The sequence below is a fragment of the Klebsiella pneumoniae subsp. pneumoniae HS11286 genome (assembly GCF_000240185.1).
In the GTDB taxonomy this organism is placed as follows: domain Bacteria; phylum Pseudomonadota; class Gammaproteobacteria; order Enterobacterales; family Enterobacteriaceae; genus Klebsiella; species Klebsiella pneumoniae.
Genome location: NC_016845.1, coordinates 3,770,773 through 3,787,002, shown reverse-complemented (window position 1 = coordinate 3,787,002; position 16,230 = coordinate 3,770,773). Strand labels below are relative to the sequence as shown.

Below are 16,230 nucleotides of genomic sequence, written 5' to 3'. Positions count from 1 at the left end.
TTACAGCGGCGAATCCTGGCTAATTTCGTCCAGCGACAGCTGGAAGCTTGGGACGAACACTTGCATAAAGTAATCCATCTCCGCGCTGCGCCGCGATGCCAGGGTCTTTTCCAGCCGACCTTTGGCCAGCAGAAATTCGTTATTGCCTGCAGATAGCTCTTCGAGGCACTTCAGGTAAGCGCAGAGGGCGTCAGCCTGTTTAACGATCGACTGCTCTTCCTCACTGTAGTGATGCTCATCAATCAGCGGCTCGAAAATATCGCGCAGCTCGTCAGGGACCATATCCACCAGCTTTTGCTGAGCAATTTTTTCAATCGCCTTATATTCCTGGGCAATCTGCGAATTGAAATATTTCACCGGAGTAGGGAGATCGCCAGTTAGTACTTCCGAGGCGTCATGGTACATCGCCAGCAGGGCGATACGCTCGGCGTTGACCTGGCCGCCAAATTTGCGGTTTTTAATCGCCGCCAGCGCATGGGCGACCATCGCCACCTGCAGACTGTGTTCGGAGACATTTTCGGTGCGCACGTTGCGCATCAGCGGCCAGCGGTTAATCAGTTTCAGGCGGGAGAGGTGGGCAAAGAAATGACTCTGACTCATAGGGACCCTTAATCAGTGACAACATCGGGTTCCATTGTGCGCAGGGATCGCCGCCGGATGCAAATGCCGGCGGCGGCGCGATTAAAGCTGATGGTAGCCGGAGAGGAAGCGGCCAAAGCGGGAGATAGCCATCTCCAGGTCGTCTTCGCGCGGCAGGGTCACGATGCGTACGTGATCCGGCCACGGCCAGTTAAAGGCGGTGCCCTGCACCAGCAGGACTTTCTCCTGCAGCAGGAAGTCGAGCACCATTTTCTGGTCGTCATGAATATTGAAGCGTTTGGCATCGATTTTCGGGAACATATACAGCGCGCCTTTTGGCTTCACGCAGGAGACGCCCGGAATATCGTTGATAAGCTCCCAGGCGCGGTTGCGTTGTTCATACAGGCGTCCGCCGGGGATGATGAATTCGCTGATGCTCTGATAGCCGCCCAGCGCCGTCTGGATAGCATGCTGGGCCGGCACGTTGGCGCACAGACGCATTGAAGCCAGCATCTCCAGCCCTTCGATATAGCCCTTCGCGTGTTTTTTCGGGCCATTCAACACCATCCAGCCCTGACGGAAGCCGGCAACGCGGTAGGTTTTCGACAATCCGTTAAAGGTCACCGTCAGCAGGTCCGGCGCCAGGGCGGCAATAGAGTGATGCTGGGCTTCGTCGTAGAGGATCTTGTCGTAAATTTCATCGGCGAAAATGATCAGATTATGCTGACGAGCGATCTCCACGATCTCCTGCAGCAATTCTTTGGAATAGACCGCGCCGGTGGGGTTGTTAGGGTTAATGATCACGATCCCGCGGGTGCGCGGTGTGATTTTTGCGCGGATGTCGTCCAGATCCGGGAACCAGTCAGAGGATTCGTCACACAGATAGTGCACCGCTTTGCCGCTGGAAAGCGACACCGCCGCCGTCCACAGCGGGTAGTCCGGGGCGGGAACCAGCATCTCATCGCCGCTGTTTAACAGCGCCTGCATCGCCTGCACAATCAGCTCGGACACGCCGTTGCCGATATAGATGTCTTCCACCGTGACATCGCGCATACCCCGGGCCTGGTAATGCTGCATGATAGCTTTACGCGCCGAGTACAATCCTTTCGAATCGCAGTAACCCTGGGCGGTAGGCAAATTGCGGATGACGTCGACGAGGATCTCGTCAGGGGCCTCGAAGCCGAATGGCGCCGGGTTGCCGATGTTCAGTTTCAGAACCTTATTGCCTTCTTCTTCAAGACGTTTGGCTTCTTTCAGAACCGGGCCGCGGATGTCATAACAGACGTTCTCTAACTTGCTGGATTTTTCGATGGGGGACATGAATCTTGACCTTTTAGCTGTTATCGCCACTCCCTGCCGTGGAAGTCAGCACGGAACAATGTACTCCCCCTCCCCGCTGTTTTGAAGGCTTTGCAGGAGAAGATTTTGCTAACGCCGGATTTTAAGCGCAATTGATTTATCTACCGATTGCGGATTTGGTCTGTGGCTTATGCCTTTTTATGTCGATTTTTTGGTCGTAAATATAGATTTAGTAGCGATTTTGCCATCATTTATCTCGTTTGTTTGCCCGGTAATATGGGGAGTGAGAAGGGGGAGTCGCTAAAAAACGCTATCCTGCATACAAGCGCGATTGGCTTGTAATTTTGATGTTAAATAATTTTAATAAAAAACAGCGTGCGACCACATTATTATTATTTTTAGCGGGTAATAATCTGAGGTTTGTTAATTAATATAAAATGTTGAAAAAAATTTAAAATTGTCTCAGTTAATCCTTATTAAGGCTTATAAAAAGGAGGGGGATAGGTTAGAATATCACCGTTAATATCCGTGTTAACCGCCAAGAACTGCGGTTGCATTGAGATTTAATATATTGTTATTACAGGATTTTATTGTTCCTTTTCTGCCGGAAAGTTACGCCAGAAGAGCGATTTTCTCAGCATCACTGACCGGGTTCCCGCGGCGACGTATGGCGCCTGGCTGGTCGTGGTAATAAATAATAATGAGAAATACGAACAATATATTACTCCGCAGTTCTGCGCATTTGCCCAGACGAGTACTTTGGCATGTAATAACGTTCGTCCAGTTGTTTATCCGCCGTTAGACGGTGAGCACGAGGCTCAGGGAATAGCCGGAAACCTGGCGTAAAGCATCAACAAGGCAGGTCAGCGTTAGCCACCTGTAAGTGAAGAAAGATGATTAATACAACTCGTCCCATACTCAACCTCGATCTCGATCTGCTGCGTACCTTTGTCGCGGTCGCTGATTTGAACACTTTTGCCGCCGCCGCCGCCGCAGTGTGTCGTACTCAGTCCGCGGTCAGTCAGCAAATGCAACGCCTGGAACAGCTGGTGGGCAAAGAGCTTTTCGCCCGCCACGGCCGCAATAAGCTGCTGACCGAGCAGGGGATCCAGCTGCTGGGCTATGCCCGCAAAATTCTCCGTTTTAACGATGAAGCCTGTATGTCGCTGATGTATGGCAGCCTGCAGGGGGCTCTGAGCATCGGCGCGTCAGAAGAAACGGCTGACACCATCCTGCCGTTTTTGTTAAACCGCATCGGCTGTTTCTATCCCAGAATGACGTTGGAGATCAAAGTTCACCCCCATGCCGCCATCATGGAGATGTTGGCCGAGGGGCTGGTCGATCTGGCGTTGACCACCCATCAGCCTCCCGGCTTTACCTCTTTTACCCTGAGAACATCACCTACTCTCTGGTATTGTGCAGCGGAATATGTGCTGGCGAAGGGGGAATCTATCCCCCTGATCCTGCTCGAAGAGCCAAGCCCATTCCGCCAGGATATTATCGCCGCGCTGGAAACTGCTCGCGTCAGTTGGCATCTGGCCCACGGAGCTTCCTCGCTATCGGGCGTGAAAGCGGCGGTGAAGGCCGGGCTGGGCGTGACGGCGCGCCCGGTCGAAATGATGAGCCCGGATCTACGCGTGGCTGGCATCAGTGAGGGGTTACCGGCGTTGCCGGACACCCGGTACGTCGTCAGCTGCAATCCGCGGACGGTGAGCGAACTGCCGCAGGCGATTTTTCAGTCTCTGAGTCAGGAGATCCATCCCTGGGAAACGGGCACAGCACTTACTCCGGAAGAGGGAGGGAATACCTTGGTTTTGTAAGGGTATTCTTGCTAACAAAGATCACAAAAACTGGTAACAGAATGTAAGTGCCCAAAAAGAGCCTCAGGAGTTGGTTTCCCGCCTGGCGGCTCTTTTTTTTGCACTCTTATTGATGTTTTGAATCTTTTTTGTATTTCTTTGCAGAAAAATCAGCGTATTGGCGTGACAAGGCGCTCAGCTTGTCGACTTTTCCCTGCACTTTCAACACTTCCTGCTAATGTTAAAAAACCGGATGGATTGTTGCCGATTTCCTGGGGTAATTAACAAAACCGTGTCGCAGATCAAGAAAATACCCCTCTTTGGGGGGAGGAATCGAGGCTAAATCCTGTCAAAATAGAAGGGATTTTTGATTTACGACGGAAACGGACACGATTCAACAACACTAAAACCGAACAGTATGCAAGGTTATTTCGCAGAAAAGGGCATTTAATGTTAATGAAAAGATTCCAATGTAAATTAATGTTATGAAAACTTTTGTTAAAGTTGACAAAAGGTTAAAGAAAGGGGTAAAAAGCCACGGCATCTGGGCTTCTCACATCGACCAGGGACGCTTTTTTGCACGGTTATTTTTTATTCCTCCCGTGAAACGCTGTGGCGTTCATCTGCCAGTAAGAGCAGAGGGTTTTGGCGCTACACTTTTTTGGTTAAGCAATGCGTATGTCAACATCCACTGAAGTCATCGCTCATCATTGGGCATTCGCTATATTTCTCATCATCGCTATCGGCCTGTGCTGCCTCATGCTCGTCGGCGGCTGGTACCTTGGCGGTCGCGCGCGCGCGCGTAGTAAAAACACGCCGTTTGAATCGGGGATCGACTCCGTCGGTTCGGCCCGCTTACGTCTTTCTGCGAAGTTTTATCTGGTTGCCATGTTCTTCGTTATCTTCGACGTGGAAGCCCTGTATCTCTACGCATGGTCGACCTCTATCCGCGAGAGCGGCTGGGTCGGCTTTGTGGAAGCCGCAATTTTCATTTTAGTGCTACTGGCTGGTCTGGTTTATCTCGTTCGCATCGGCGCACTGGACTGGACGCCCGCGCGTTCCCGTCGCACGCTGGTTAACCCGGAAACAGACAGTCCCACTAACCGTCATATGCAGTAAAAGCGAGGCAATAAGATGGATTATACGCTCACCCGCATAGATCCTAACGGTGAGAACGACCGTTACCCCCTGCAGAAACAGGAGATCGTTACCGATCCTCTGGAGCAGGAAGTCAATAAAAGCGTGTATATGGGGAAACTCGAACACGCGCTGCATGACATGGTGAACTGGGGCCGTAAGAACTCAATTTGGCCGTACAACTTCGGCCTTTCTTGCTGTTATGTGGAAATGGTGACGTCATTCACTGCGGTGCATGACGTTGCGCGTTTTGGGGCAGAAGTTCTGCGCGCCTCTCCGCGTCAGGCGGACCTGATGGTGGTCGCGGGAACCTGCTTTACCAAAATGGCGCCGGTTATTCAGCGTCTCTACGATCAGATGCTGGAGCCGAAGTGGGTGATCTCCATGGGCGCCTGCGCCAACTCAGGCGGGATGTACGACATCTATTCCGTCGTCCAGGGCGTGGATAAATTCATTCCGGTCGATGTGTACATCCCGGGCTGCCCGCCGCGTCCGGAGGCCTATATGCAGGCGCTGATGCTGCTGCAGGAGTCCATTGGTAAAGAACGTCGTCCGCTCTCATGGGTGGTTGGCGATCAGGGCGTTTATCGCGCCAATATGCAGTCGGAACGCGAGCGTAAACGCGGCGAACGTATTGCAGTGACCAATCTGCGGACGCCGGACGAGATTTAATTTGCGCCTGCGGGCGGGAGAACCACTTCGCAAATCAATCTACAACAGCGCGAAGTCTCGCCGGCAGTCACCACGGACCTTTTGCAATGGTGAACAATATGACCGATTTAACCGCGCATGACGCCGCACCAGCCTGGCAAACCCGCGATCACCTTGATGACCCGGTGATTGGCGAACTGCGCAACCGCTTTGGGCCGGATGCCTTTACCGTTCAGCCAACCCGTACCGGCGTACCGGTGGTATGGGTGAAGCGTGAACAGCTGCTGGAGGTGGGTGATTTCCTGAAGAAATTGCCGAAGCCTTACGTGATGCTGTTTGACCTGCACGGCATGGACGAACGTCTGCGCACGCACCGCGATGGCCTGCCCGCCGCGGATTTTTCCGTTTTCTATCACCTGATCTCCATCGATCGCAACCGCGACATCATGCTCAAGGTGGCGCTGTCGGAAAACGATCTGCATCTGCCGACCTTCACCAAACTGTTCCCCAACGCCAACTGGTATGAGCGTGAAACCTGGGAAATGTTTGGCATTACCTTCGATGGTCACCCGAACCTGCGTCGCATCATGATGCCGCCGACCTGGGAAGGTCACCCGCTGCGTAAAGATTATCCGGCGCGTGCCACCGAGTTCGACCCGTTTGAGCTGACCAAAGCCAAACAGGATCTGGAGATGGAGGCGCTGACCTTTAAACCGGAAGAGTGGGGCATGAAGCGCGGCACCGACAACGAGGACTTCATGTTCCTCAACCTCGGTCCGAACCACCCATCGGCGCATGGTGCGTTCCGCATTATTCTGCAACTGGACGGCGAAGAGATCGTCGACTGCGTACCGGATATCGGTTATCACCACCGCGGCGCCGAGAAGATGGGCGAGCGTCAGTCCTGGCACAGCTACATCCCGTATACCGACCGTATTGAATATCTCGGCGGCTGCGTCAACGAGATGCCGTACGTGCTGGCGGTGGAAAAACTGGCTGGGATCACCGTACCGGATCGCGTGAACGTGATCCGCGTGATGCTCTCCGAGCTGTTCCGCATCAACAGCCACCTGCTGTATATCTCGACCTTTATTCAGGACGTCGGCGCGATGACGCCGGTCTTCTTCGCCTTTACCGATCGGCAGAAAATTTACGATCTGGTGGAAGCGATTACCGGGTTCCGTATGCACCCGGCGTGGTTCCGCATCGGCGGCGTCGCGCACGATCTGCCGCGTGGCTGGGATCGCCTGCTGCGTGAGTTCCTCGAGTGGATGCCGAAGCGTCTGGACTCCTATGAGAAGGCCGCCCTGCGCAACACCATTCTGAAAGGCCGTTCCGTCGGCGTGGCAGCCTATACCGCCAAAGAGGCGCTGGAGTGGGGCACCACCGGCGCAGGCCTGCGCGCCACCGGTATCGACTTCGACGTGCGTAAATGGCGTCCTTACTCTGGCTATGAAAACTTCGACTTCGAAGTCCCGACCGGGGGGGGCGTCTCAGACTGCTACACCCGCGTGATGCTGAAAGTAGAAGAGCTGCGCCAGAGTCTGCGCATTCTTCAGCAGTGCCTCGATAACATGCCGGAAGGCCCGTTCAAAGCGGATCACCCGCTGACCACGCCGCCGCCGAAAGAGCGCACGCTGCAGCATATCGAAACCCTGATCACCCACTTCCTGCAGGTATCGTGGGGCCCGGTGATGCCGGCCAACGAATCTTTCCAGATGATTGAGGCGACCAAAGGGATCAACAGTTACTACCTGACCAGCGACGGCAGCACCATGAGCTACCGTACCCGCGTGCGTACGCCGAGCTTTGCGCACCTGCAGCAGATCCCGTCGGCGATCCGCGGCAGCCTGGTATCCGACCTGATCGTCTATCTGGGTAGTATCGATTTTGTTATGTCAGACGTGGACCGCTAATTATGCACGAGAATCAACAACCACAAACCGAGGCTTTTGAGCTGAGTGCGGCAGAGCGTGAGGCTATTGAGCACGAGAAGCACCACTACGAAGACCCGCGTGCGGCGTCCATCGAAGCGCTGAAAATCGTTCAGAAACAGCGCGGCTGGGTGCCGGATGGCGCGATCTACGCCATCGCCGATGTGCTGGGGATCCCGGCCAGCGACGTGGAAGGCGTGGCGACGTTCTACAGCCAGATTTTCCGCCAGCCGGTTGGCCGTCACGTGATCCGCTACTGCGACAGCGTGGTATGCCACATCACCGGCTATCAGGGTATTCAGGCCGCCATTGAGAAGAAACTGAATATCAAGCCGGGGCAGACCACCTTTGATGGCCGCTTTACCCTGCTGCCGACCTGCTGCCTGGGTAACTGCGACAAGGGACCGACCATGATGATTGATGAGGATACTCACAGCCATCTGACGCCGGAGGCAATTCCTGACCTGCTGGAGCAGTACAAATGAAAACCGTAATTCGTACTGCGGAAACGCATCCGCTCACCTGGCGCCTGCGCGACGACAAGCAGCCGGTGTGGCTGGACGAGTATCGCAGTAAAAATGGCTATGAAGGGGCGCGTAAAGCCCTGACCGGGATGGCCCCGGATGAGATTGTCACGGCGGTAAAAGACGCTGGCCTGAAAGGGCGCGGCGGCGCGGGCTTCTCCACTGGTCTGAAGTGGAGCCTGATGCCGAAAGACGAATCCATGAACATCCGTTACCTGCTGTGTAACGCCGATGAAATGGAGCCGGGCACCTATAAAGACCGCCTGCTGATGGAGCAGCTGCCGCACCTGCTGGTGGAAGGCATGCTGATCTCCGCGTTTGCGCTGAAAGCGTACCGCGGCTACATCTTCCTGCGCGGAGAATATATTGAAGCGGCCCAGCATCTGCGTCGCGCGATTGCCGAAGCCACCGAAGCGGGTCTGTTGGGGAAAAACATCCTCGGCACCGGGTTTGACTTCGAGCTGTTCGTGCACACCGGGGCAGGGCGCTATATCTGCGGCGAAGAGACGGCGCTGATCAACTCCCTGGAAGGCCGCCGCGCCAACCCGCGATCCAAGCCGCCGTTCCCGGCGAGCTCCGGCGTCTGGGGCAAGCCGACCTGCGTCAACAACGTAGAAACCCTGTGCAACGTGCCAGCGATCCTCGCCAACGGCGTCGAGTGGTACCAGAACATTTCCACCAGCAAAGATGCTGGCACCAAGCTGATGGGCTTCTCCGGCCGGGTGAAGAATCCGGGCGTCTGGGAGCTGCCGTTCGGCACCACTGCCCGCGAGATCCTCGAAGATTACGCCGGCGGTATGCGCGATGGCCTGAAGTTTAAAGCCTGGCAACCGGGCGGAGCAGGGACCGACTTCCTCACCGAAGCGCACCTCGATCTGCCGATGGAATTCGAAAGCATTGGTAAAGCGGGCAGCCGTCTGGGCACCTCGCTGGCGATGGCCGTTGACCACGAGATCAACATGGTCTCGCTGGTGCGTAACCTTGAAGAGTTCTTTGCCCGCGAGTCCTGCGGCTGGTGTACGCCGTGCCGCGATGGTCTGCCGTGGAGCGTGAAGATCCTGCGCGCCCTGGAGCGCGGCGAAGGCCAGCCTGGCGATATCGAAACCCTTGAGCAACTGTGTCGATTCCTGGGCCCGGGTAAAACCTTCTGCGCGCACGCGCCGGGCGCGGTCGAGCCGCTACAGAGCGCGATTAAATATTTCCGCGAAGAATTCGAGGCTGGCATTAAGCAGCAGTTCAGCAATACCCATGCAATCAACGGGATTCAGCCGAACCTGCTTAAGACGCGCTGGTAATCTAAAGGTTTTTTATTTTTGGAAGCACGCAAATGGCTACGATTCATGTAGACGGCAAAGAATACGAGGTCAACGGGGCGGACAACCTGCTAGAGGCTTGTCTCTCTCTTGGTCTTGATATTCCCTACTTTTGCTGGCACCCGGCGCTAGGGAGCGTCGGTGCTTGCCGCCAGTGTGCGGTGAAGCAATATCAGAACGCGGAAGACACGCGTGGTCGCCTGGTGATGTCCTGTATGACTCCGGCATCCGACGGCACCTTTATTTCTATCGACGACAGCGAAGCGAAGCAGTTCCGCGAAAGCGTGGTGGAGTGGTTGATGACTAACCACCCGCACGACTGCCCGGTCTGCGAAGAGGGCGGCAACTGCCACCTGCAGGATATGACGGTGATGACCGGTCATAGCTTCCGCCGCTATCGTTTCACCAAGCGTACCCACCGCAATCAGGATCTGGGGCCGTTTATTTCGCACGAAATGAACCGCTGCATCGCCTGCTACCGCTGCGTGCGCTACTACAAAGATTATGCCGACGGCACCGATCTGGGCGTCTATGGCGCGCACGACAACGTCTACTTCGGCCGCCCGGAAGATGGCACCCTGGAGAGCGAGTTCTCCGGCAACCTGGTGGAAGTCTGCCCGACCGGCGTTTTCACCGACAAAACCCACTCCGAGCGCTATAACCGTAAGTGGGACATGCAGTTTGCGCCGAGCATCTGCCAGCAGTGTTCCATCGGCTGTAACATCAGCCCGGGTGAACGCTATGGCGAGTTGCGTCGTATCGAAAACCGCTATAACGGTACCGTGAACCGCTACTTCCTCTGCGACCGCGGTCGTTTCGGCTATGGCTACGTGAACCTGAAAGACCGTCCGCGTCAGCCGGTGCAGCGCCGCGGCGACGATCTGATCACCCTTAACGCCGAGCAGGCGATGCAGGGGGCGGCGGATATCCTGCGCCAGTCGAAGAAAGTGATCGGCATCGGCTCCCCGCGCGCCAGCATTGAAAGCAACTTCGCGCTGCGCGAGCTGGTGGGCGCCGACAACTTCTATACCGGCATCGCCAAAGGCGAACAAGCGCGCCTGCAGATGATGCTGAAAGTGCTGCGCGAGGGCGGGATCCACACGCCAAGCCTGCGCGATATCGAATCCTACGATGCGGTACTGGTGCTGGGCGAAGACATTACCCAGACCGGCGCGCGCGTGGCCCTGGCGGTACGCCAGGCAGTGAAAGGGAAAGCACGCGAAATGGCGGCGGCGCAGAAAGTGGCCGACTGGCAGATCGCCGCGATCCTCAACATCGGCCAGCGCGCCAAGCACCCGCTATTCGTCACCAACGTCGATGACACCCGCCTGGATGACATCGCGGCGTGGACCTACCGCGCGCCGGTAGAAGATCAGGCGCGTCTCGGCTTTGCTATTGCCCATGCGCTGGACGACAGCGCGCCGGCGGTTGACGGCCTGAGCCAGGACCTGCAGGGTAAAGTCGACGTTATCGTTCAGGCGCTGGCCGGGGCGAAAAAACCGCTGATCATCTCCGGGACCAACGCCGGCAGCATGGAGATCATCCAGGCCGCCGCTAACGTGGCGAAAGCTCTGAAAGGCCGCGGCGCCGATGTCGGGGTGACCATGGTCGCCCGGGCGGTTAACAGCGTCGGACTGGGCATGATCGGCGGCGGCTCGCTTGAAGAGGCGCTGGACGAACTGGAAAGCGGCGCCGCAGACGCGGTTATCGTGCTGGAAAACGACCTTCACCGTCATGCTTCCGCCGCGCGCGTTGACGCTGCGCTGGCGAAAGCGCCGCTGGTGATGGTGGTGGATCATCAGCGCACCGCGATTATGGACAAAGCGCACCTGGTGCTCTCCGCGGCAAGCTTTGCGGAAAGCGACGGTACCGTGGTGAACAACGAAGGCCGCGCCCAACGTTTCTTCCAGGTTTACGATCCGGCTTACTACGACGCGAAAACCGTAATGCTGGAAAGCTGGCGCTGGCTGCATTCGCTGCACAGCACCGTCAACAACCGTCAGGTTGACTGGACTCAGCTGGACCACGTCATTGATGCGGCGATTGCCGCGCTGCCGCAGCTGGCGGGCATTAAAGACGCCGCGCCGGATGCGACCTTCCGCATTCGCGGCCAGAAGCTGGCGCGTGAACCGCACCGCTACAGCGGCCGCACGGCGATGCGCGCTAACATCAGCGTGCACGAGCCGCGTCAGCCGCAGGATAAAGACACGATGTTCGCCTTCTCCATGGAAGGGAACAACCAGCCGTCCGCCCCGCGTTCGCAGATCCCGTTCGCCTGGGCGCCGGGCTGGAACTCCCCGCAGGCATGGAACAAGTTCCAGGATGAAGTGGGCGGGAAACTGCGCCACGGCGATCCGGGCGTTCGTCTGTTTGAAGCGTCCGCCAGCGGACTGGAGTACTTCACGGCGGTGCCGGCCAGCTTCCAGGCGGAAGAGGGCAAATGGCGAATTGCGCCGTACTACCATCTGTTCGGCAGCGATGAGCTGTCTCAGCGCGCGCCGGTGTTCCAGAGCCGGATGCCTGAGCCGTACATCAAGCTGAACCCGGCGGATGCCGCGAAGCTTGGCGTCAACCCAGGGGCAATGCTCTCCTTTAGCGTGGAAGGCCAGACCCTGCGTCTGCCGCTGGTTATCTCTGAAGGCCTGACCGCGGGACAGGTTGGCTTACCGATGGGCATGCCGGGCATTGCGCCGGTGCTGACCGGATCGCGTATTGATTCACTGCAGGAGGCGAAAGCATGAGCTGGTTAACGCCGGATCTTATCGACATTCTGTTAAGCATCCTGAAGGCCGTGGTCATTCTGCTGGTGGTTGTCACCTGCGGCGCGTTCATGAGCTTCGGCGAGCGTCGTCTGCTCGGCTTGTTCCAGAACCGCTACGGACCTAACCGCGTCGGCTGGGGCGGTTCGCTGCAGCTGGTCGCCGACATGATCAAGATGTTCTTTAAAGAGGACTGGATCCCGCGCTTCTCCGATCGCGTGATCTTTACTCTGGCGCCGGTTATCGCCTTTACCTCGCTGCTGCTGGCCTTCGCTATCGTGCCGGTTAGCCCGACGTGGGTGGTGGCCGACCTGAACATCGGCATCCTCTTCTTCCTGATGATGGCAGGCCTGGCGGTCTACGCGGTGCTGTTCGCCGGTTGGTCGAGCAATAACAAATACTCGCTGCTGGGGGCGATGCGTGCTTCCGCGCAGACCCTGAGCTACGAAGTGTTTCTCGGTCTCTCCCTGATGGGCGTGGTGGCGCAGGCGGGGTCATTCAATATGACCGATATCGTTAACAACCAGGCGCATCTGTGGAACGTTATCCCGCAGTTCTTCGGTTTCGTGACTTTCGCCATCGCCGGCGTGGCGGTATGTCACCGTCACCCGTTCGACCAGCCGGAAGCGGAGCAGGAACTGGCCGATGGTTACCACATTGAATATTCCGGCATGAAATTCGGTCTGTTCTTCGTCGGGGAATACATCGGTATCGTCACCGTTTCAGCGCTAATCGTCACGCTGTTCTTCGGCGGCTGGAATGGCCCGTGGTTACCTCCTTTCATCTGGTTCGCGCTGAAAACCGCGTTCTTCATGATGATGTTCATTTTGATCCGCGCATCATTACCGCGTCCGCGCTATGACCAGGTAATGTCCTTTGGCTGGAAGGTATGCCTGCCGTTAACGCTGGTCAACTTGTTGGTAACGGCGGCTGTCATTCTCTGGCAGGCGCAATAAGGGGTGAATTGAACATGACCTTAAAAGAATTATTGGTGGGGTTCGGCACCCAGGTCCGTAGTATCTGGATGATTGGCCTGCATGCCTTCGCCAAACGTGAAACCCGGATGTATCCGGAAGAGCCGGTCTACCTGCCGCCGCGCTATCGCGGCCGCATCGTGCTGACCCGCGATCCGGACGGTGCAGAGCGCTGCGTCGCCTGTAACCTGTGTGCGGTAGCCTGCCCGGTGGGCTGTATCTCGCTGCAGAAAGCAGAGACGGTAGACGGCCGCTGGTATCCGGAGTTCTTCCGCATCAACTTCTCACGTTGCATCTTCTGCGGCCTGTGCGAAGAAGCGTGCCCGACCACGGCGATCCAGTTGACCCCGGACTTCGAGCTGGGTGAATACAAGCGTCAGGATCTGGTGTACGAAAAAGAGGATCTGCTGATTTCCGGTCCGGGCAAATACCCGGAATATAACTTCTACCGGATGGCGGGTATGGCAATCGACGGCAAAGATAAGGGCGAAGCGGAAAATGAAGCTAAGCCAATCGACGTCAAGAGCCTGTTACCGTAAGGAGAGGGGCAATGGAATTCGCTTTTTATATCTGTGGCCTGATAGCCATCCTCGCAACCTTGCGGGTCGTCACCCACACCAATCCGGTGCATGCGCTGCTGTACCTGATTATTTCGCTGCTGGCGATTGCCGGGGTGTTCTTCTCGCTGGGCGCGTACTTCGCCGGAGCGCTGGAAATCATCGTCTACGCCGGGGCCATTATGGTGCTGTTCGTCTTCGTGGTGATGATGCTCAACCTGGGCGGCACCGAGATCGAACAGGAGCGCAAGTGGCTGCAGCCGGGGATCTGGATTGGCCCGGCCATCCTCTCCGCGGTGCTGCTGGTGGTTATCGTTTACGCCATCCTGGGCATTAACGACCAGGGTATCGACGGTGCGGCGATTAACGCCAAAGAAGTGGGCATTGCGCTGTTTGGGCCGTACGTCCTGGCGGTGGAGCTGGCCTCCATGCTGCTGCTGGCGGGCCTGGTGGTTGCCTTCCACATTGGCCGCGAAGAGCGCGCCGGCGAGGTGCTGAGCAACCGTCTGAACGACAGCGACAAACGAAAAACGGAGGAACACGCATGATCCCCTTAACACATGGACTGATCCTCGCGGCCATCCTGTTTGTGCTTGGTCTGACGGGGCTGGTGATCCGCCGCAATCTGCTGTTTATGTTGATTAGCCTGGAAATCATGATTAACGCCGCCGCGCTGGCCTTTGTGGTGGCGGGTAGCTACTGGGGTCAGGCAGATGGTCAGATAATGTATATCCTCGCCATCAGCCTCGCGGCTGCGGAAGCGAGTATCGGCCTGGCGCTGCTGCTGCAGCTCCATCGTCGCCGCCAGAACCTGAACATCGATTCAGTAAGTGAGTTGCGTGGATGAACATGCTTGCCTTAACCATTCTTTTGCCATTGATTGGCTTTGTGCTGCTGGCCTTCTCCCGCGGGCGCTGGTCGGAAAATCTTTCCGCCGCCGTTGGCATGGGCTCGGTAGGCCTGGCGGCGCTGGTCACCGCGTACGTTGGCGTCGACTTTTTCGCTAACGGCAAACAGGCGGTCAGCGTGCCGCTGTGGACCTGGATGTCGGTCGGTGATTTCAACATCGGCTTCAACCTGGTGTTGGACGGCCTGTCGCTGACCATGCTCTCCGTAGTTACCGGCGTCGGCTTCCTGATCCACATGTTCGCCTCCTGGTACATGCGCGGTGAAGAGGGATATTCCCGCTTCTTCGCCTATACCAACCTGTTTATCGCCAGCATGGTGGTTCTGGTACTGGCCGATAACCTGCTGCTGATGTACCTCGGTTGGGAAGGCGTGGGCCTCTGTTCTTACCTGCTGATCGGTTTCTACTACACCGATCCGAAGAACGGCGCCGCAGCGATGAAAGCGTTTGTGGTGACCCGCGTCGGCGACGTGTTCCTCGCCTTCGCGCTGTTCATTCTTTATAACGAACTGGGCACCCTGAACTTCCGCGAAATGGTGGAGCTGGCGCCGCAGCACTTCGCTAACGGCAGCACCACGCTGCAGTGGGCGACGCTGATGCTGCTTGGCGGCGCGGTCGGTAAATCCGCCCAGCTGCCGCTGCAAACGTGGCTTGCCGATGCGATGGCGGGTCCGACGCCGGTCTCTGCGCTGATCCACGCCGCGACCATGGTCACCGCGGGCGTCTATCTGATCGCCCGTACCCACGGCCTGTTCCTGATGACGCCGGAAGTGCTGCATCTGGTCGGTATCGTCGGGGCGGTCACCCTGGTGTTGGCGGGCTTCGCCGCGCTGGTGCAGACCGATATCAAACGCGTTCTCGCCTACTCTACCATGAGCCAGATTGGCTACATGTTCCTCGCGCTGGGCGTGCAGGCATGGGACGCGGCGATTTTCCACCTGATGACTCACGCGTTCTTTAAAGCGCTGCTGTTCCTGTCGTCTGGTTCGGTCATTCTGGCCTGCCATCACGAACAGAACATCTTCAAGATGGGCGGCCTGCGCAAATCGATTCCGCTGGTATACGTCTGCTTCCTGGTGGGGGGCGCGGCGCTGTCCGCACTGCCGCTTATCACCGCAGGCTTCTTCAGTAAGGATGAGATTCTGGCAGGCGCGATGGCCAATGGCCATATCAATCTGATGGTGGCAGGCCTGGTCGGCGCCTTTATGACCTCGCTGTACACCTTCCGGATGATTTTCATCGTATTCCACGGTAAAGAGCAAATTCACGCGCACGCAGGGAAGGGGATTACCCATCATCTGCCGTTGATTGTGCTGCTGGTACTATCCACCTTCGTTGGCGCGCTGATTGTGCCGCCGCTGGAAGGCGTACTGCCGCAGACCACTGAGCTCGCCCACGGTAGCGTGATGACGCTGGAGATTGCCTCCGGGATCATCGCCATTGCCGGGATTCTGATCGCTGCATGGCTGTGGCTGGGCAAACGCACGCTGGTGACCTCCATCGCCAACAGTGCGCCTGGCCGCTTCTTCGGTACCTGGTGGTTCCATGCCTGGGGCTTCGACTGGTTATACGACAAGGTGTTCGTAAAACCATTCCTCGGTATTGCCTGGCTGCTGAAACGCGATCCGCTGAACTCGTTGATGAATATCCCGGCGATCCTTTCCCGCTTCGCAGGCAAAGGCCTGCTGGTGAGCGAGAACGGTTATCTGCGCTGGTATGTGGCTTCAATGAGCATCGGCGCGGTGGTGGTGCTGGCGCTGCTGATGGTATTGCGTTGATTTGATCGCGCGGTTTTGC

At 57.1% G+C, this 16,230-nt stretch carries 15 protein-coding genes; 13 read left to right on the top strand and 2 right to left on the bottom strand.

The genetic code is table 11. The annotated features are described in order from the left end of the window. Both KPHS_37490 and KPHS_37480 read right to left on the bottom strand, forming a co-directional pair. Window positions 1–600, bottom strand: coding sequence for a 5'-deoxynucleotidase (locus KPHS_37490; protein ID YP_005228049.1), 600 nt, complete (start codon window positions 598–600; stop codon window positions 1–3). A gap of 81 nt (window positions 601–681) precedes the next feature. Further along, window positions 682–1,899 carry an aminotransferase AlaT gene (locus KPHS_37480; RefSeq protein ID YP_005228048.1) on the bottom strand — a complete coding sequence of 406 codons (1,218 nt, stop codon included), beginning with the start codon at window positions 1,897–1,899 and terminating at the stop codon, window positions 682–684. 872 nt (window positions 1,900–2,771) lie between these two features. Here KPHS_37480 and KPHS_37470 point away from each other — a divergent pair. From KPHS_37470 to KPHS_37350, 13 genes are all read left to right on the top strand, one after another. Continuing rightward, window positions 2,772–3,698: a LysR family NADH dehydrogenase transcriptional regulator gene (locus tag KPHS_37470; protein ID YP_005228047.1), complete on the top strand. Its 927-nt coding sequence runs from the start codon at window positions 2,772–2,774 to the stop codon at window positions 3,696–3,698. Window positions 3,699–4,162: 464 nt separating this feature from the next. Next, the gene (locus tag KPHS_37460) at window positions 4,163–4,372 is read left to right on the top strand and encodes a hypothetical protein (protein YP_005228046.1); all 210 of its coding nucleotides are present in this window, start codon (window positions 4,163–4,165) and stop codon (window positions 4,370–4,372) included. A gap of 64 nt (window positions 4,373–4,436) precedes the next feature. After that, complete coding sequence (locus KPHS_37450) at window positions 4,437–4,796, top strand: NADH-quinone oxidoreductase, A subunit (protein ID YP_005228045.1); 360 nt, start codon at window positions 4,437–4,439, stop codon at window positions 4,794–4,796. A 15-nt stretch (window positions 4,797–4,811) separates the two neighbouring features. Further along, complete coding sequence (locus tag KPHS_37440) at window positions 4,812–5,486, top strand: NADH dehydrogenase subunit B (RefSeq protein ID YP_005228044.1); 675 nt, start codon at window positions 4,812–4,814, stop codon at window positions 5,484–5,486. Between the two features lie 86 nt (window positions 5,487–5,572). Beyond that, window positions 5,573–7,381, top strand: coding sequence for a bifunctional NADH:ubiquinone oxidoreductase subunit C/D (locus KPHS_37430; RefSeq protein YP_005228043.1), 1,809 nt, complete (start codon window positions 5,573–5,575; stop codon window positions 7,379–7,381). A 2-nt stretch (window positions 7,382–7,383) separates the two neighbouring features. Beyond that, the gene (locus KPHS_37420) at window positions 7,384–7,884 is read left to right on the top strand and encodes an NADH dehydrogenase subunit E (RefSeq protein ID YP_005228042.1); all 501 of its coding nucleotides are present in this window, start codon (window positions 7,384–7,386) and stop codon (window positions 7,882–7,884) included. Continuing rightward, window positions 7,881–9,218, top strand: a complete 1,338-nt coding sequence (locus tag KPHS_37410; protein YP_005228041.1) for an NADH dehydrogenase I subunit F — start codon at window positions 7,881–7,883, stop codon at window positions 9,216–9,218. The genes KPHS_37420 and KPHS_37410 overlap by 4 nt, the downstream gene beginning before the upstream one ends. Before the next feature lie 179 nt (window positions 9,219–9,397). Continuing rightward, window positions 9,398–11,977: an NADH dehydrogenase subunit G gene (locus tag KPHS_37400; protein YP_005228040.1), complete on the top strand. Its 2,580-nt coding sequence runs from the start codon at window positions 9,398–9,400 to the stop codon at window positions 11,975–11,977. Beyond that, window positions 11,974–12,951 (top strand): NADH dehydrogenase subunit H, encoded by a 978-nt coding sequence (locus KPHS_37390; protein YP_005228039.1) that lies wholly within the window; start codon window positions 11,974–11,976, stop codon window positions 12,949–12,951. Before KPHS_37400 ends, KPHS_37390 begins: the two co-directional genes overlap by 4 nt. Window positions 12,952–12,965: 14 nt before the next feature. After that, window positions 12,966–13,508 (top strand): NADH dehydrogenase subunit I, encoded by a 543-nt coding sequence (locus tag KPHS_37380; RefSeq protein YP_005228038.1) that lies wholly within the window; start codon window positions 12,966–12,968, stop codon window positions 13,506–13,508. An 11-nt stretch (window positions 13,509–13,519) separates the two neighbouring features. Beyond that, window positions 13,520–14,074 carry an NADH dehydrogenase subunit J gene (locus KPHS_37370; protein ID YP_005228037.1) on the top strand — a complete coding sequence of 185 codons (555 nt, stop codon included), beginning with the start codon at window positions 13,520–13,522 and terminating at the stop codon, window positions 14,072–14,074. Next, window positions 14,071–14,373, top strand: a complete 303-nt coding sequence (locus KPHS_37360) for an NADH dehydrogenase subunit K (RefSeq protein YP_005228036.1) — start codon at window positions 14,071–14,073, stop codon at window positions 14,371–14,373. The genes KPHS_37370 and KPHS_37360 overlap by 4 nt, the downstream gene beginning before the upstream one ends. Beyond that, the gene (locus KPHS_37350) at window positions 14,370–16,211 is read left to right on the top strand and encodes an NADH dehydrogenase subunit L (RefSeq protein YP_005228035.1); all 1,842 of its coding nucleotides are present in this window, start codon (window positions 14,370–14,372) and stop codon (window positions 16,209–16,211) included. Before KPHS_37360 ends, KPHS_37350 begins: the two co-directional genes overlap by 4 nt. Window positions 16,212–16,230: the final 19 nt, after the last annotated feature.

Excerpts from the sequence above, each read along its gene's own strand:
- KPHS_37430 (YP_005228043.1), top strand. The coding sequence starts at position 5,573 with ATGGTGAACAATATGACCGATTTAACCGCGCATGACGCCGCACCAGCC.
- KPHS_37460 (YP_005228046.1), top strand. The coding sequence starts at position 4,163 with ATGAAAACTTTTGTTAAAGTTGACAAAAGGTTAAAGAAAGGGGTAAAA.
- KPHS_37350 (YP_005228035.1), top strand. The coding sequence starts at position 14,370 with ATGAACATGCTTGCCTTAACCATTCTTTTGCCATTGATTGGCTTTGTG.
- KPHS_37440 (YP_005228044.1), top strand. The coding sequence starts at position 4,812 with ATGGATTATACGCTCACCCGCATAGATCCTAACGGTGAGAACGACCGT.
- KPHS_37470 (YP_005228047.1), top strand. The coding sequence starts at position 2,772 with ATGATTAATACAACTCGTCCCATACTCAACCTCGATCTCGATCTGCTG.
- KPHS_37390 (YP_005228039.1), top strand. The coding sequence starts at position 11,974 with ATGAGCTGGTTAACGCCGGATCTTATCGACATTCTGTTAAGCATCCTG.
- KPHS_37480 (YP_005228048.1), bottom strand. The coding sequence starts at position 1,899 with ATGTCCCCCATCGAAAAATCCAGCAAGTTAGAGAACGTCTGTTATGAC.
- KPHS_37360 (YP_005228036.1), top strand. The coding sequence starts at position 14,071 with ATGATCCCCTTAACACATGGACTGATCCTCGCGGCCATCCTGTTTGTG.
- KPHS_37380 (YP_005228038.1), top strand. The coding sequence starts at position 12,966 with ATGACCTTAAAAGAATTATTGGTGGGGTTCGGCACCCAGGTCCGTAGT.
- KPHS_37370 (YP_005228037.1), top strand. The coding sequence starts at position 13,520 with ATGGAATTCGCTTTTTATATCTGTGGCCTGATAGCCATCCTCGCAACC.
- KPHS_37410 (YP_005228041.1), top strand. The coding sequence starts at position 7,881 with ATGAAAACCGTAATTCGTACTGCGGAAACGCATCCGCTCACCTGGCGC.
- KPHS_37420 (YP_005228042.1), top strand. The coding sequence starts at position 7,384 with ATGCACGAGAATCAACAACCACAAACCGAGGCTTTTGAGCTGAGTGCG.
- KPHS_37450 (YP_005228045.1), top strand. The coding sequence starts at position 4,437 with ATGCTCGTCGGCGGCTGGTACCTTGGCGGTCGCGCGCGCGCGCGTAGT.
- KPHS_37490 (YP_005228049.1), bottom strand. The coding sequence starts at position 600 with ATGAGTCAGAGTCATTTCTTTGCCCACCTCTCCCGCCTGAAACTGATT.